The sequence below is a fragment of the Streptomyces sp. GL_141 genome (assembly GCF_057834385.1).
Genome location: NZ_CM174402.1, coordinates 7,060,255 through 7,074,647 on the forward strand (window position 1 = coordinate 7,060,255; position 14,393 = coordinate 7,074,647).

General features: G+C 70.2%; 14 protein-coding genes. All 14 read left to right on the top strand.

Annotated elements, in window-relative coordinates; all coding sequences use genetic code 11:
* The first annotated feature begins 1 nt into the window (after position 1).
* The 14 genes from AC3IX6_RS31495 to AC3IX6_RS31560 all read left to right on the top strand — a co-directional run bounded on the left by AC3IX6_RS31495 (position 2) and on the right by AC3IX6_RS31560 (position 14,381).
* Positions 2–457, top strand: a complete 456-nt coding sequence (locus AC3IX6_RS31495; protein WP_489366662.1) for a VOC family protein — start codon at positions 2–4, stop codon at positions 455–457.
* Between the two features lies 1 nt (position 458).
* A complete protein-coding gene (locus tag AC3IX6_RS31500; RefSeq protein ID WP_489366664.1) occupies positions 459–2,279 on the top strand; it encodes an AGE family epimerase/isomerase in 1,821 nt (606 codons plus the stop codon).
* A gap of 36 nt (positions 2,280–2,315) precedes the next feature.
* Complete coding sequence (locus AC3IX6_RS31505) at positions 2,316–2,690, top strand: STAS domain-containing protein (RefSeq protein ID WP_489366666.1); 375 nt, start codon at positions 2,316–2,318, stop codon at positions 2,688–2,690.
* Positions 2,687–4,822 (top strand): glycogen debranching protein GlgX, encoded by a 2,136-nt coding sequence (gene glgX, locus AC3IX6_RS31510; protein ID WP_489366668.1) that lies wholly within the window; start codon positions 2,687–2,689, stop codon positions 4,820–4,822. The genes AC3IX6_RS31505 and glgX overlap by 4 nt, the downstream gene beginning before the upstream one ends.
* Before the next feature lie 24 nt (positions 4,823–4,846).
* Positions 4,847–5,158 carry an STAS domain-containing protein gene (locus AC3IX6_RS31515; RefSeq protein ID WP_266959239.1) on the top strand — a complete coding sequence of 104 codons (312 nt, stop codon included), beginning with the start codon at positions 4,847–4,849 and terminating at the stop codon, positions 5,156–5,158.
* Between the two features lie 5 nt (positions 5,159–5,163).
* A complete protein-coding gene (locus AC3IX6_RS31520) occupies positions 5,164–5,628 on the top strand; it encodes an ATP-binding protein (RefSeq protein WP_489366671.1) in 465 nt (154 codons plus the stop codon).
* A complete protein-coding gene (locus AC3IX6_RS31525; protein ID WP_489366673.1) occupies positions 5,610–6,869 on the top strand; it encodes a PP2C family protein-serine/threonine phosphatase in 1,260 nt (419 codons plus the stop codon). Before AC3IX6_RS31520 ends, AC3IX6_RS31525 begins: the two co-directional genes overlap by 19 nt.
* A complete protein-coding gene (locus AC3IX6_RS31530; protein WP_489366675.1) occupies positions 6,869–7,621 on the top strand; it encodes a MinD/ParA family ATP-binding protein in 753 nt (250 codons plus the stop codon). Before AC3IX6_RS31525 ends, AC3IX6_RS31530 begins: the two co-directional genes overlap by 1 nt.
* Before the next feature lie 88 nt (positions 7,622–7,709).
* On the top strand, positions 7,710–8,450 hold the full coding sequence (locus AC3IX6_RS31535; RefSeq protein ID WP_489366678.1) for a type 1 glutamine amidotransferase domain-containing protein: 741 nt from the start codon (positions 7,710–7,712) through the stop codon (positions 8,448–8,450).
* Positions 8,451–8,493: 43 nt separating this feature from the next.
* Positions 8,494–9,978, top strand: coding sequence for an aldehyde dehydrogenase family protein (locus AC3IX6_RS31540; protein WP_489366680.1), 1,485 nt, complete (start codon positions 8,494–8,496; stop codon positions 9,976–9,978).
* A 38-nt stretch (positions 9,979–10,016) separates the two neighbouring features.
* Positions 10,017–10,631: an NADPH-dependent F420 reductase gene (locus tag AC3IX6_RS31545; protein ID WP_489366682.1), complete on the top strand. Its 615-nt coding sequence runs from the start codon at positions 10,017–10,019 to the stop codon at positions 10,629–10,631.
* Positions 10,616–11,140, top strand: coding sequence for a (2Fe-2S)-binding protein (locus tag AC3IX6_RS31550; RefSeq protein WP_489366684.1), 525 nt, complete (start codon positions 10,616–10,618; stop codon positions 11,138–11,140). Before AC3IX6_RS31545 ends, AC3IX6_RS31550 begins: the two co-directional genes overlap by 16 nt.
* 5 nt (positions 11,141–11,145) lie before the next feature.
* A complete protein-coding gene (locus AC3IX6_RS31555; RefSeq protein WP_489366686.1) occupies positions 11,146–13,560 on the top strand; it encodes a xanthine dehydrogenase family protein molybdopterin-binding subunit in 2,415 nt (804 codons plus the stop codon).
* Positions 13,557–14,381: an FAD binding domain-containing protein gene (locus AC3IX6_RS31560; protein WP_489366688.1), complete on the top strand. Its 825-nt coding sequence runs from the start codon at positions 13,557–13,559 to the stop codon at positions 14,379–14,381. The genes AC3IX6_RS31555 and AC3IX6_RS31560 overlap by 4 nt, the downstream gene beginning before the upstream one ends.
* Positions 14,382–14,393 lie beyond the last annotated feature (12 nt).

Sequence of the window (14,393 nt, forward strand, 5' to 3'; positions counted from 1 at the left end):
GATGGTCTGGTCGCACGTGGGCCTGAACTGCGCGGACCAGAAGACCACCGAGGACTTCTACACCCGGTACTTCGGCTTCACCCGGGCCCGGGTGGTCGATCTCGGAGACGCACAGATCATCTTCCTCCGTCAGGGGGACGTGTACCTGGAGCTCTTCGCGGCGGGCACCGAGCCGGCCGGCACGGCCCAGCACGACGGGCCGGCGGCGCCGGGCCGGATGCGGCACCTGGCCTTCCAGACCGACAGCGTGGACGCCTTCCTGGCCACGCTCGGCGAAGCGGCCGAAGTGACCCTGGGGCCACTGGACTTCGACGACTTCATCTGCGGGTGGCGGACCGTGTGGGTCCGCGATCCCGACGGGGTGATCGTCGAGGTCAGCCAGGGATTCGAGGACGAGCACGGCCACGAGCACGGCCACGAGCAAGGCCACGACCACGAAGAAAAGGACGGTGTATGACATGGCGGACGCCGTGAGCTTCTCCTTCTCCGACACGATCGCCGGCTACGTCGGCCGCTTCGACTCCGAGTCCCGGCTGCTGCGGCTGAAGACCTCGGACGGCCGCGAGTTCGACGTCTCCCTGACCGGGGACCCCAGCGCCGAGCTGGTCCGCAACCTGGACGAGCCGTACATCGACGCCTCCGGGCACATCGACGAGATGCTCTCGCCGGGGCGGTTCCTCTACGTCTACGGGGTGCACTACCCCGAGCAGGGCGGCCGCTTCGAGGCCAAGCGCCTGGTGTTCCTGGGCCGCGGGGCCGAGGACTACCGCTTCGAGGAGCCCAGCTGGTGGATCAAGCAGATCGAGTCGCTGGCCGACTTCTACAAGCGGGCGCAGTTCGGCGACGGGCCGGTGGACTTCACCGAGTACCGCACCGAGATCCGGCTCGGCGGTGACAAGACCGCCAGCCACGTCCAGGAGACCGACACGATCTCCCGCCTGGTCTACGGCATGGCCTCGGCCTACCTGCTGACCGGCAAGGACGAGTACCTGGAGGTCGCCGAGCGCGGCACCGAGTACCTGCGCAAGCACATGCGCGTCGTGGACAGCGAGGAGGACGTGGTCTTCTGGTACCACGGCATCAGCGTCGACGGGGACAGCGAACGCAAGCTGTTCACCTCGGAGTTCTCCGACGACTACGACGCGATCCCGATGTACGAGCAGATCTACGCGCTGGCCGGCCCGATCCAGACCTACCGGGTCACCGGCGACATCCGGATCAAGAACGACGCGGACGCCACCATCCGGCTGTTCGACAAGTTCTTCAAGGACCCGGAGCAGGGCGGCTACTACTCGCACATCGACCCGATCCTCTTCAGCGCCGACCACGAGTCCCTCGGGGAGAACGCGGAGCGCAAGAACTGGAACTCGGTCGGCGACCACGCGCCCGCGTACCTGATCAACCTGTACCTGGCGACCGGGGAGCAGCGCTACGCGGACTTCCTCGAGTACACCTTCGACACGATCGCGGACAAGTTCCCGGACTACAAGAACAGCCCCTTCGTCCAGGAGCGCTTCTTCCGCGACTGGTCCCACGACACCGCGCACAGCTGGCAGCAGAACCGCGCGGTCGTCGGCCACAACCTCAAGATCGCCTGGAACCTGATGCGGATGAACTCGCTGAAGGCCAAGCCGGCCTACGAGGAGCTCGCCCGCAAGATCGGCGAGATCATGCCGGCCGTCGGCAGCGACGTGCAGCGCGGCGGCTGGTACGACGTGGTCGAGCGCGTCAAGTCGGGGGACGAGGAGACGTATCGTTTCGCCTGGCACGACCGCAAGGCCTGGTGGCAGCAGGAGCAGGCGATCCTCGCCTACCTCATCCTGAACGGCACCGTCGGCGGTGACGGATTCCTGCGCGAGGCCCGGCAGGCGGAGGCCTTCTACAACACCTTCTTCCTCGACCACGACGAGGGAGCCGTCTACTTCAACGTGCTCGCGAGCGGGACCCCGTACCTGCTCGGGACCGAGCGGCTCAAGGGCAGCCACTCGATGTCCATGTACCACTCGGCGGAGCTCTGCTACCTGTCCGCCGTCTACAACAACCTGCTCATCAACGGCCGGGAGATGGACTTCCACTTCCAGCCCGACCCGACGAACCTGCCCGACCGCGTGCTGCGCGTCTCGCCCGACCTGCTCCCCGCCGGCTCGGTGCGGATCGCGTCCGTCGAGATCGACGAGAAGCCGTACACGGACTTCGACGCCGACGGACTCACCGTCCGGCTGCCCGACGTCCAGGGCCGGGTCAAGGTCAAGGTCCGGCTGCGCCCGACCGCCCAGTAGCGCTCAACGGGGGCGCCCCACTCAGAGGGGAAAGCAATGACCCTGAACGTGAAGGAACGCCGCAACAAGGCGGGCACCGTGCTCGTCGCCACCGGCGAGATCAACAGTGAGACCTCCGGATCGCTGCTGCAGAGCCTGCTGCCGCTGGTCCGTGAGGGCCGGCCGCTGCGCATCGACCTGACGGCCGTCAGCTACGTCTCCAGCGCCGGGCTGCGCACCCTGCTCGTCGTCTACCGCGAGGCCCAGCACGCCGGGGTCGCCGTCACCCTCTACGGGGTGAGCGAGGAAGTCCGGTTCGTCATGTCGGCCACCGGCTTCCTCGACTTCTTCTCCACCGGAGAGGCCGAGGCGGCCGCCGCCAAGGCCGCCGCCAAGACGGCCGCGAAGCCCGCCGCAAGGGCCGCGCGATGAGCGAGCCGGCGTCCGAACAGGTGCTGCGCGTCGACGCGTACCCGACCCACGAGGTGGGCGGGTACCGCGTCCGCGCCGGCAAACCGTTCCCCTTCGGGGCCAACGTGGTCCCCGGCGGGGTCAGCTTCTCCGTCTTCTCCGACCAGGCCACCTCCATGACCCTGGTCATCTTCAAGCGCGGAGAGCCCGAGCCGATGGCCGAGCTGGAGTTCCCCCAGGAATTCCGCACCGGCAGCGTCTTCGCCATGACGGTCTTCGGCCTCGACCACGAGAACATCGAGTACGGGTACCGGGCCGACGGCCCCTACGACCCGGTCACCGGCCACCGCTTCGACGCCCGCCAGGTGCTCTCCGACCCGTACGCCCGGCTGATCGCCGGCCGCGACGTGTGGGGCGTGGAGCCGGACCGCAGCCGCGGCTACCAGTACCGCTCCCGCGTCTGCCTCCAGGACTTCGACTGGGGCGACGACACCCCGCTGGGCATCCCCGCCGAGGACCTCGTCGTGTACGAGACCCACGTGCGCGGCTTCACCCGGCACCCCTCCTCGCAGGTCACCGCCCCCGGCACCTTCGCGGGGCTGCGGGAGAAGATCCCGTACCTGAAGGAGCTCGGGATCAACTGCATCGAGCTGCTGCCGGTGTTCGAGTTCGACGAGAGCGACAACCCGCGCACCAACCCGGAGACCGGCGAGCAGCTCTTCGACTACTGGGGCTACAACACCGTCTCCTTCTTCGCCCCCAAGGCCGGCTACGCGGCCACCGGACGCTACGGCATGCAGGGCGACGAGTTCCGCACCCTGATCAAGGACCTGCACGCGGCCGGCATCGAGGTCATCCTCGACGTCGTCTTCAACCACACGGCCGAGGGCAACGAGCACGGCCCCACGATCTCCTTCAAGGGGCTCGACAACGCCACGTACTACATGCTCACGCCCGAGGGGTACTACTTCAACTTCAGCGGCACCGGCAACACCGTCAACTGCAACCACCCCGTCGTGCGCAACTTCGTCCTCGACTGCCTGCGCCACTGGGTCGCCGACTACCACATCGACGGATTCCGCTTCGACCTCGCGGCCATCCTCGGCCGCTCCCCGGACGGCACGCCGCTGCCCAATCCGCCGCTGCTGGAACTGCTCGCCTTCGATCCCGTCCTGCGGCACACCAAGCTCATCGCCGAGGCCTGGGACGCCGGCGGCCTCTACGAGGTCGGCAACTTCCCGGCGTACGGCCGCTGGGCGGAGTGGAACGGCAAGTACCGCGACACCGTGCGCAGCTTCCTCAAGGGCGACCCCGGGGTCACCGGGGAACTCGCCACCCGGCTCGCCGGCTCGCCCGACCTCTACTCCAGCCGCGGGACCTCGGCATCGGTCAACTTCCTGACCGCGCACGACGGTTTCAGCCTGGCCGACCTGGTCTCGTACAACGACAAGCACAACGAGGCCAACGGCGAGGGCAACAACGACGGCGGGAACGACAACGCGAGCTGGAACTGCGGAGCCGAGGGACCGACCGAGGATCCCGAGGTCAACGCGCTGCGGCTGCGCCAGATGAAGAACGCCCTGGCCATCCTCTTCACCAGCCAGGGCATCCCGATGCTGCTGTCCGGCGACGAGGTGGCGCGCACCCAGCAGGGCAACAACAACACGTACTGCCAGGACAACGAACTGTCCTGGTTCGACTGGAGCCAGGTCGACGAGAACTCCGAACTGCTCCGGTTCACGCGGGAGATGATCGCCTTCCGCAAGCACCACCGCGAGCTGCGCTCCACCTCGCACCCCACCGGACAGCTCCGGGACACCCTGGGGCTGCCCGACATCAGCTGGCACGGGGAGCGGGCCTGGCAGCCCGACTGGTCGGCGGAGAGCCGGCTCCTGGCGGTCGCCCGCTGCGGCACCGGTGACGACGACGTGGTGTACGCGGCCATGAACTCCCACTGGGAAGCGCACGACCTGGAACTGCCCGCCCTCCCGGGCGGCCGCAGCTGGCACCTCTTCGCGGACACCGGGGCCGAGGCCCCGCACGACATCCGCACCCCCGGCGCCGAACTCGAACTGGAGAACGCCGGGAAGTACCTCATCGGTCCGCGCTCGGTCGTGATCCTGGTCGGCCGCACGCCCGACACCGAGCTCTAGCCCCCGTACCGAAGGAGACCTGACATGCCGCTTTCCGTGTCCCTGAGCGTCGAGGGCGACACCACCGTGATCGAGCTGGAGGGCGAACTGGACGCCAAGACCGCGCCGGACTTCCACCAGACCATCGAGAAGGCCGCCGGCCACGGCACCAGCACCGTCGAGATCCGCATGGCCGGCGTCGGCTACATGGCCAGCGCCGGACTGCGCTCCCTGGTCTTCGCCCAGCAGAAGGTGGGGGAGCACGTCACCATCAAGGTGGTCGGTGCCATCGAGCCCGTGTCCCGGACCATCCGGACGGCCGGTCTCGACCGCAGCATCGTGCTCTCCGACGACTGAGTCCGATGGACGAGGCGGTCAAGACGGCGAGGATGTCCGCCGAGCTGGAAGTGCCCGCCACCCTGGGGGCACTGGGCGACATCGCCGCGCTCGTCCGGCGGCTGGCCGGCAGTGCGGGCCTGGGCAAGGGCGCCTCGTACCGGATCCGGCTGGCGGTGGACGAACTGGCCACCAACATCGTGATGCACGGGTACCGGGGCGGCGACGGACGGATCACCGTCCGGGGCCGCTCCGGGCCGGGCCGGGTACGGATCTCCATCGAGGACCGCGCCCCGGCCTTCGACCCCGTCCAGGGGCGACTGCCGCCCGACCCGCAGACCGCTCCCGAGCGGCGGCGGATCGGCGGACTCGGCATCCACCTCGCACTGACCAGCGTGGACGAGTTCGACTACGTACGCAGGGACGGCCGCAACATCAGCACGCTGACTGTGATGGCTGAGGGGACGGACCCATGCCCTCCACGACCGTGATCATCCTCGACGAGTACCCGCCGCCGCCTCTCGAACTCCTGGGAGCACTGGAGGAGATGGGCGCGGCACTCGTCCCGCGCACGCTGGCCGAGCTGCTGGCCGGCCCACTGGAGGAGCTGCCCGAAGCGGACGTGCTGCTCGCCCCGGCCCAGGCCGACGGAGAGGCCGTACGGACCGCCGTGCGCCGACTGCGCCGCTGGGCCGGGGCGCCCATCGTGGTCGTCTGGACCGTGACGGAGTTCGCCGCCCTGGAGGAACACGTCCGGATCGGCCACGACTACCTCGTACCCCCCTTCCTGCCCGCCCTCGTCGGGGCCCGGCTGCACAGCTGCTCGGAGCGCGCCGGACTCGGCCGCACCCTGCGCGAAGCCGATGCCCGCGCCGAACTCATGGGCTACGAGAAGGAGTTGGAGATCGGCCGGGAGATCCAGGCCGGCTTCCTGCCGGAATCACTGCCGGTCCCCGAAGGCTGGGAGATCGACGTGTGCTTCCGGCCCGCCCGGCAGGTCGCCGGGGACTTCTACGACGTCTTCGAGCTCTCCCGCGGCAGACGCCTGGCCTTCGTCGTCGCCGACGTCTGCGACAAGGGGGTCGGAGCCGCGCTCTTCATGGCGCTCATCCGCTCCCTGCTGCGGCACACCGCCGAGAACAGCGGCCTCCAGCACCTGGTGGCCGCCGGCCGCACCGGCAACAGCCGGCGCATCCCCGTGGTGGGCGCCACGCCGCTGCTCAACGCGGTCACCGCCACCAACGGCTACCTGACCCGCAACCACCTGCGGCAGGGCTACTTCGCCACCCTCTTCTTCGGGGTGCTCGACCCGCTCACCGGATCCCTCGTCTACATCAACGGCGGCCACAACCCACCGCTGCTGCTGGACGCCGACGGCGGCGAGCCGCGCGCGCTCGAGGTCACCGGCCCCGCCGTCGGGGTGCTCCCGGACTGTGTGTACACGCTCGGCTACGCCCAGTTGAACCCGGGCGACACGCTCTTCGTGTTCACCGACGGAGTGCCCGAGGCACGCTGCCCCAGCGGCGGCTTCCTCGGCGACGAGCGGATGCTGCAGCTGCTGTCCGGGCCCCCGGTCAGCGGCAGGGAGGTGGTCGACCGGATGGACACGGCCGTACGCGAGCACACCGGAACAGCCGAACAGCACGACGACGTCACCATGCTGGCCCTGCACCGGCCACGCGCGGCGCGGGGGCCGCACGCGGGCGGGGCCGATCGCCAGGTCGTGGCCTGATGACCCTGACCATCGTGGTGCACTCGTACCGCGGCGGTACCGGAAAGTCCTCGGTACTGGCGAACCTGGCCCTGCTCCTCGCGGGCGAGGGGCGCCGGGTGGGGGTGATCGACACGGACATCCAGTCGCCCACCCTGGACCTGCTCTTCCGGCTCGGCCCCGGCCCCTCGCTCGCCGACTACCTGCTCGGCCGGTGCGAGATCGAGGCCGCCGCCCAGGAGGTCGCCACGAGCTGCGGCCGCAGCCTGTACGTCGTACCGGCGCGGACCGGGACGGCGGCCCTGCGCGAGCTCATGACCACCGGCTACGACGTGGGGCTGCTGCCCGAGGGCTTCGACCGGCTGGCCCTGCACCACGCCCTGGACGTCCTGCTGCTCGACACCCATGCCGGGCTCAACAACGAGTCGGTCACCGCGATGGCCAGCGCCGACGTACTGCTGATCATGGCCCGGGCCGACCGGATCGACCTCCTCGGCGTCGAGGAGACCATCGCCCTGACCGGCCGGCTCGCCTGCCGGCGGACCCTGGTGATGAGCATGGCGCCCGAGGGCATCGACCGGCAGGCGGCCCGGCGGCGGGCCGAGGAGGTCTACCGCACCCCGCTGGCCGGAATCCTTCCCTATGTTCCGGAAATGGCCGCGCTCTACGGGGAACGCATATTCTCCGAAGCTCATCCCGACCACCCCCTGGTCGGTGAATTCCGCACCATCATCTCGGCGTTGGACGCACGTGACGAAGTATCGCGTGCCTGACGTCTCCCCCTTACGCCCCTAGCGGGGGGCGTGTTGAATCGGCAGCGAATCCAGCGCAGCCGGAACATCCGGAAGAAGGAGAAGAGTCATGAAGATTCTCGTCGTCATGACGGCCAAGGCCACGCTTCATCTGCTGGACGGGGAACAACACCCCTCGGGATTCTGGGCCGAGGAATTCGCCGTTCCCTACACCCTCTTCAAGAACGCGGGCCACACCGTGGACGTGGCCACGATCGCCGGCGAGACGCCGACGGTCGACGCGACCAGCATCGACCCGCAGTTCCTCCAGTGGGTCCGCCCCCAGGGCTCCGCCGACACGGACACGGCCAGCGCCCTGGAGTACAGCCGCGTCATAGAGAGCACCCCGCAGCTGAGAAACCCGATCGCCCTGGAGACCCTGGGCGAGAAGGACATCGCCGACTACGACGGCATCTACATCAGCGGCGGCCACGGGGCCATCGGCGACCTGCCCAAGTCCGACGAGCTCGCGCAGATCCTGCGCTGGGCCATCGCCCAGGACAAGCCCCTGGCCACCGTCTGCCACGGGCACACCGCCCTGCTGGCCCTGCGCGACGGCGAGGGCCAGTGGCCCTTCGCGGGCTACCGGATGACCGCCTTCTCGCACAGCGAGGAGCTCGTCACCAACATGGCCGGCCGCCTCCCGCTGATCCTGGAGGCCGAACTCACCCGGCTCGGCGCCCGCTACGAGAAGGCCGACGCGATCTGGGACTCGCACGTGGTGGTGGACCGCAAGCTCACCACCGGCCAGAACCCCTACTCCTCCAAGGCCCTCGCGGAGACGTTCTTACGTCAGCTCGCGCAGGGCTAGCCGTAGAGCCCCTCGTACCCGAAACCGGAAGGCAGCCACAGCCATGACCAAGCGCGCGCTCAGCGACCAGCCCTTGGCCAACCCCGGGAAACTGTTCATCGGCGGCACCTGGGTCGAGGCCCGGGACGGCCGTACCGAACCGGACATCAGCCCCGTGGACGGCCAGGAGATCGTGCCGGTGGCCCAGGCGGCCGCCGCGGACGCGGACGCGGCCGTGGCCGCCGCCCGTACGGCGTACGAGGAAGGTCCCTGGAGCAGACTGTCCGCCCAGGAACGCGCGCTGCGGCTGAACCGGGTCGGGGAGCTCATCGAGCGCGACCTGGAGGAGATCGCCCTGCTGGAAACGGTGGACATGGGCAAGCCGTTCGCCTTCTCCTCCACGGTCGACGCCCCCATGGCCGCCCAGCTCATGCACTACTACGCCGGCGCCGTGACCCGGGTGGACGGTTCCTCCCGGGCCCCGGCCGGCGGGCAGCTCGCGTACACCCTGCGCGAACCGCTTGGCGTGGTCTGCGCCATCACCCCCTTCAACTTCCCGCTGCTGCTGTCGATGACGAAGATCGCCCCGGCCCTCGCGGCCGGGAACACGGTGGTCCACAAGCCCTCGCCCGCCACCCCGCTCACCGCCCTGAAGATCGCCGAGCTGTTCCAGGAGGCGGAGATTCCGGACGGAGTGCTGAACGTCATCACCGGTCCGGGCGTGGAACTGGGTGAGACCCTCACCGGACACCCCGGCATCGACAAGATCGCCTTCACCGGATCCACCTCCGTGGGCCAGTCGATCATCCGCAAGGCGGCCGGCACCCTGAAGAAGGTGACGATGGAGCTCGGCGGCAAGTCCGCCAACATCGTCTTCGCCGACGCCGACCTCGACGCCGCCGAGGAACTCGCCTTCTTCGGCATCTACTACAACAAGGGCGAGATCTGCACCGCCGGCTCCCGGCTGCTGCTGCACCGCCCGATCCACGACGAGATGGTCGAACGGCTCGTGGCCCGCGCGGCCGCCCTGCTGCCCGGCGACCCGCGCGACCCGGCCACCCTCTTCGGACCGCTCGCCCACCGCGGCCAGTTCGACAAGGTCAGCTCGTACATCGAGGTCGGCGAGAAGGAAGGCGCCGTCCTGCGCACGGGCGGCACCGGCTGGACCCCCGAGGGGGCCTCGTCCGAAGGCCTGTACTTCCTGCCGACCATCTTCACCGGCGTCGACAACGGCATGCGGATCGCCCAGGAGGAGATCTTCGGACCCGTCCTGTCGATCATCCCCTTCGACACCGAGGAGGACGCCGTGCGCATCGCCAACGACAGCGCGTACGGCCTCGCCGCCGGCGTCCACACCAAGGACCTGCGGCGCGCCCACCGGGTCGCCTCGCAGATCAAGGCCGGGACCGTCTGGGTCAATTGCTACAACCAGTACGACCCCTCCGTGCCCTACGGCGGCTACAAGGCCTCCGGCTACGGGCGCGAGTGCGGCCCCGAGTCCCTGGAGAGCTACACCCAGACCAAGTCGGTCTGGATCGGAATGGACTGACATCCCCCGCCCGTACTGAGACCACCTGAGGAGCCCCCATGCGGATCGGCGTCATCGGAACGGGCCGGATCGGATCGACCCTGGCCAGGATCCTCGTGGCGGCGGACCACCAGGTCGTGCTCGCCAACGCCCGCGGCCCGCAGAGCCTCGCGGCCCTGCTGGCCGAACTGGGCCCCGCGGCCTCGGCGGCGTACCCCGCCGAGGCCGCGGCCCGGGCCGAAGTCATCGTCCTGATGGTGCCGTTCGACAGCGTCCAGGGACTGCTGCCGCAGGAAGCCGTACGGGACACCGTGCTGGTGGACGCCACCAACGCGTTCACCGGCCCGGGCAACGCACGTGATCTCGGCGGCCGGGGATCCAGCGAACTCGTCGCCGAATGGTATCCGGGGACCCGGATCGTGAAATCCCTGAACACCATGCATTTCGAGACGCTCGCCGTCGCCGGCACCGCGCCGGGCCCGCGTCTGGCCCATTTCACGGCGGGCGACGACGGGAAAGCCAAAGAAATAGTCGCGGGAATCATCACGGATCTCGGATTCGCTCCCGTGGACACCGGTCCGCTGCACTCCGGAGGAATTCTCCAGCAGCCCGGCGGGCCCCTCTTCAACCGGCCGCTCACGGAAGCGCAGGCGCTGGCATGGACCTCTCACTGAACGTCAACGGCAGACCCGAGCAGTTCTCGGCGCAGCCGAACGAACTGCTCGTGGAACGGCTCCGCGACGGCCTCGGACTGACCGGCACCAAGGTCGGCTGCGACACCGGCCAGTGCGGAACCTGTGTCGTCCGGCTCGACGGCCGCTCCGTCAAGAGCTGCCTGATCCTCACCGCGGCAGCCGCCGGCTCCGCGGTGACCACCATCGAGGGGGTCACCACCCCCGGCGGTGAACTCACCGGCCTCCAGGAGGCCTTGCGCGAGGAACACGGCACCCAGTGCGGCTTCTGCACCCCCGGGATGGTCATGGCCCTGGGCGAGCTCGTGGAGAACACCGAGCACCGCGAGCCGCCCACCGAGCCCGAGATCCGCGAGTGGCTCACCGGCAACCTGTGCCGCTGCACCGGCTACCACAGCGTGGTACGAGGAGTGCAGCGCGCCTGCTCCGCGGCCCGCGCGGACGCGTCCGCGCAGCCGGCCACGGCCGCCGTGTCCGGACAGGAGGGGTGAGGGAGATGACCGCAGTCACGGGGGAGACCCCGCTCCAGGGCAACGGCCTGCTCGGACAGCCGCTGGACAGCCGCGAGGACCCGCAGCTCCTGCGCGGCGAGGCCACGTACGTGGGCGACATCGATCTGCCGGGCACCGCCCACATGGCGATCCTCGGCAGCCCCGTCGCCCACGCGAAGATCCTCTCCATCGACACCAAGGCCGCCGAGCAGCTGCCGGGCGTGCTGAAGGTGGCCACCGCGGCCGACTTCACCGACGTCATGCCGCTGCCCTGCATCTGGATACCCGGCGGGGTCGAGAGCCACTTCCCGCCCCACCCCTACGGACTTCCCGGCTCCCGCCCGGTGCTGTCCGGCGACACCGTGCGCCACGTCGGCGACCCCATCGCCGCGGTCGTCGCCGAGACCCCGCGCCAGGCCGCCGCGGCGCTCGCCGCCATCTCCGTCGAGTACGAGCCGCTGACCGTGGTGACCCGCGCCGACGAGGCCCTCGCCGAAGGCGCCCCCCAGCTCCACGAGGCCGTGCCCGGCAACCTGAACGCGTACTGGACCTGCGGCGACAAGGACCGCACCGACGCGGCCATCGCCGCGGCCGAGGTCACGGTAGAGCTCGATCTGGTCAACCAGCGCACCATCAACAGCCCCATCGAGCCGCGCGGCGCGGTCGGCGACTACAACGCGGCCACCGGCGAGTACACGCTGTACGCCTCCACCCAGGGACCGCACAACCACCGCTTCCTGCTCTCCGCGCTGGTCCTCGGCATCCCCTTCAACAAGCTCCGGGTCGTGGCCCCGACCGTCGGCGGCAGCTTCGGCACCAAGGGGTACCTGTACCCCGACATGCCGCTGGTCCTGCTGCTCTCCAAGGCGCTCGGCCGGCCCGTGAAATGGGTCGACACCCGCACCGGCCTGATGAACTCCACCGTCCAGGGCCGCGACCACCGCCAGCACGTCACCCTGGCCGGCACCCGCGACGGCCGGATCACCGCCGTGCGCTGCACGAGCTACGCCAACCTCGGCGCCTACCCCTCCACCATCGGCCCCGGCGTCGCCACCGCCCTGATGGGCCGCTCCATCAGCGGCATGTACGACATCGACGCCGCCTTCTGCGAGGTGTACGCCGCCTTCACCAACACCGTCTCGCTCGGCGCCCAGCGCGGCAGCGGGCGCGCCGAGGCCGCGTTCCTGATGGAGCGGCTCGTGGACCGCTACGCCTCCGAGATCGGCATGGACCCGGCGGCGGTGCGCCGCAAGAACCTGGTGCCGAAGGAGAAGTTCCCGTACGACAACGGCCTCGGCTGGACCTACGACTCGGGCGACTACCAGCTCAACTTCGACCGGGCGATCGAGCTTTCGGGCTACGCCGACATGCCCGCCCGCAAGACCGAGGCCCGCGCCCGCGGCAAGCGGCTCGGCGTCGGCATCGCCTCCTACGTGGCGATCTGCGGGGTCGGGCCCTCCACCCGGATGTCCAAGGAGGGCATGCTCGGCGGCACCTGGGAGAGCGCGAACATCCGCGTCCACCCGACCGGCGAGGTCACCGTCACGGTCGGCTCCGCCTCCACCGGCCAGAGCCACGGCACCGTCTTCGCGCAGGTCGCCGCCGACGAGCTCGGCATCGACCCGGCGACGGTCCAGGTGTACGAGGGGGACACGCTCAAGGCCCCGTACGGGCAGGGCACTTACGGCTCGCGCTCCTACAGCATGGCCGCGCCGGCCATCGCCCTCACCGCCCGGAAGATCAAGAGCAAGCTGGTCAAGGCCGGAGCCGTCTTCCTCGGCGTCCCCGAGGACAAGGTCGTCTACGCGGACGGCAAGGTCTTCGAAGAGGGTCACGAAGGCGACCCCGAGAAGACCAAGACCTTCGCCGAGCTGGCGATGGCCATGTGGTACGGCTGGGGGCTCCCGCCCGAGATCGAGCCCGCCCTCGACGAGACCACCCACTTCGACCCGCCGGACTTCAACTACCCCTTCGGGACGCACGTCGCGGTCGTCGAGATCGACGAACTGACGGGCGAGACCGAGGTGGTGGCCTACACCGCCGTCGACGACGCGGGCAACATCGGCAACCCGAAGATCGTCCTCGGCCAGATCGAGGGCAGCATCCTGCACGGCCTCGGCCAGGCCCTCATGGAACACGCCGAGTACGACCCGGACGGGCAGCTCGTCAGCCGCGACCTGAACCACTACGCGCTGCCGCGCGCCATCGACGCACCCTTCTTCACCCTCGACAAGACCACCACCCCCTCCCCGCACAACCCCCTGGGGGCCAAGGGCGCGGGGGAGATCGCCACCGTGCCGCCCGCCGCGGCCGTCGTCAACGCCGTCGTCGACGCCCTGTCCGACCTGGGCGTCCGGCACATCGACATGCCCGTCACCCCCGAGAAGGTCTGGCGCCGCCTGAGAGGGGAATCCCAGTGATCCTCACCGAGTTCGACTACGTACGCCCCGTCGGCCTCGACGAGGCCCTGACCCTGCTGGCCGGCCGGCCCGGCGCCCGGGTGCTGGCCGGCGGGCAGAGCCTGCTGCCCGGTCTGCGCACGGGAGAGGACCGGGCCTCCCTGCTCGTCGACCTCCGCCGGCTCGAAGAGCTCCGCGGGATCGAGCGGACACCCGCGGGGATCCGGATCGGCGCGCTGACCACCCTGGCCGAACTGGCCTCGGACCCCCTGGTGCTGGCCGAGGCCCCGGAACTCGCCGCCGCGGCCCGCGCCAACGGCGACCCCCAGGTCCGCAACCTCGGCACGGCCGGCGGCAACCTCGCCGCCACCGGCCGGGCCACCGACCTGCCCGTCGCGGCCATCGCCGCCGGAGTCACGGCCGAACTGGCCGGCCCCGGCGGGGTGTCGACGCTCCCCGCCGAGGAACTGGCCGCCTCCGGCGTCCCCGCGGGCACCGTCATCACCGCCCTGCTCGTCCCGGCCGCCGGCCGCGCCGCCGCCTTCGAGAAGACCGCCGACCGGGCGACCCGCTACCCGGTCTGCGCCGCCGCCGTACGGATCACCCCCGACGGGCCGCGCATCGCGGTCACCGGAGCCACCGCCCGCGCACTGCGGCTGCGCGGGGTCGAGGAACGCATCGGCGGGGGCCCGTACACCACCGAGAACGTGCTCGCGGCCTTCCGCGCCGAACCCCGGGAGCTGTTCGTCCCGGGGCGCGGCACCTCGGCCGAGTACCTCGGCCACCTCGCGGGCGTACTCACCGCCCGCGCGCTCACGAGGGCCGTGCAGGCACCCGCCTGACCGCCCACGACG

Coding starts and splice junctions, on each gene's coding strand:
- AC3IX6_RS31555 (WP_489366686.1), top strand. CDS start 11,146: ATGACCGCAGTCACGGGGGAGACCCCGCTCCAGGGCAACGGCCTGCTC.
- AC3IX6_RS31525 (WP_489366673.1), top strand. CDS start 5,610: ATGCCCTCCACGACCGTGATCATCCTCGACGAGTACCCGCCGCCGCCT.
- AC3IX6_RS31540 (WP_489366680.1), top strand. CDS start 8,494: ATGACCAAGCGCGCGCTCAGCGACCAGCCCTTGGCCAACCCCGGGAAA.
- AC3IX6_RS31545 (WP_489366682.1), top strand. CDS start 10,017: ATGCGGATCGGCGTCATCGGAACGGGCCGGATCGGATCGACCCTGGCC.
- AC3IX6_RS31550 (WP_489366684.1), top strand. CDS start 10,616: ATGGACCTCTCACTGAACGTCAACGGCAGACCCGAGCAGTTCTCGGCG.
- AC3IX6_RS31495 (WP_489366662.1), top strand. CDS start 2: ATGGTCTGGTCGCACGTGGGCCTGAACTGCGCGGACCAGAAGACCACC.
- AC3IX6_RS31535 (WP_489366678.1), top strand. CDS start 7,710: ATGAAGATTCTCGTCGTCATGACGGCCAAGGCCACGCTTCATCTGCTG.
- AC3IX6_RS31505 (WP_489366666.1), top strand. CDS start 2,316: ATGACCCTGAACGTGAAGGAACGCCGCAACAAGGCGGGCACCGTGCTC.
- AC3IX6_RS31520 (WP_489366671.1), top strand. CDS start 5,164: ATGGACGAGGCGGTCAAGACGGCGAGGATGTCCGCCGAGCTGGAAGTG.
- AC3IX6_RS31515 (WP_266959239.1), top strand. CDS start 4,847: ATGCCGCTTTCCGTGTCCCTGAGCGTCGAGGGCGACACCACCGTGATC.
- AC3IX6_RS31530 (WP_489366675.1), top strand. CDS start 6,869: ATGACCCTGACCATCGTGGTGCACTCGTACCGCGGCGGTACCGGAAAG.
- AC3IX6_RS31500 (WP_489366664.1), top strand. CDS start 459: ATGGCGGACGCCGTGAGCTTCTCCTTCTCCGACACGATCGCCGGCTAC.
- glgX (WP_489366668.1), top strand. CDS start 2,687: ATGAGCGAGCCGGCGTCCGAACAGGTGCTGCGCGTCGACGCGTACCCG.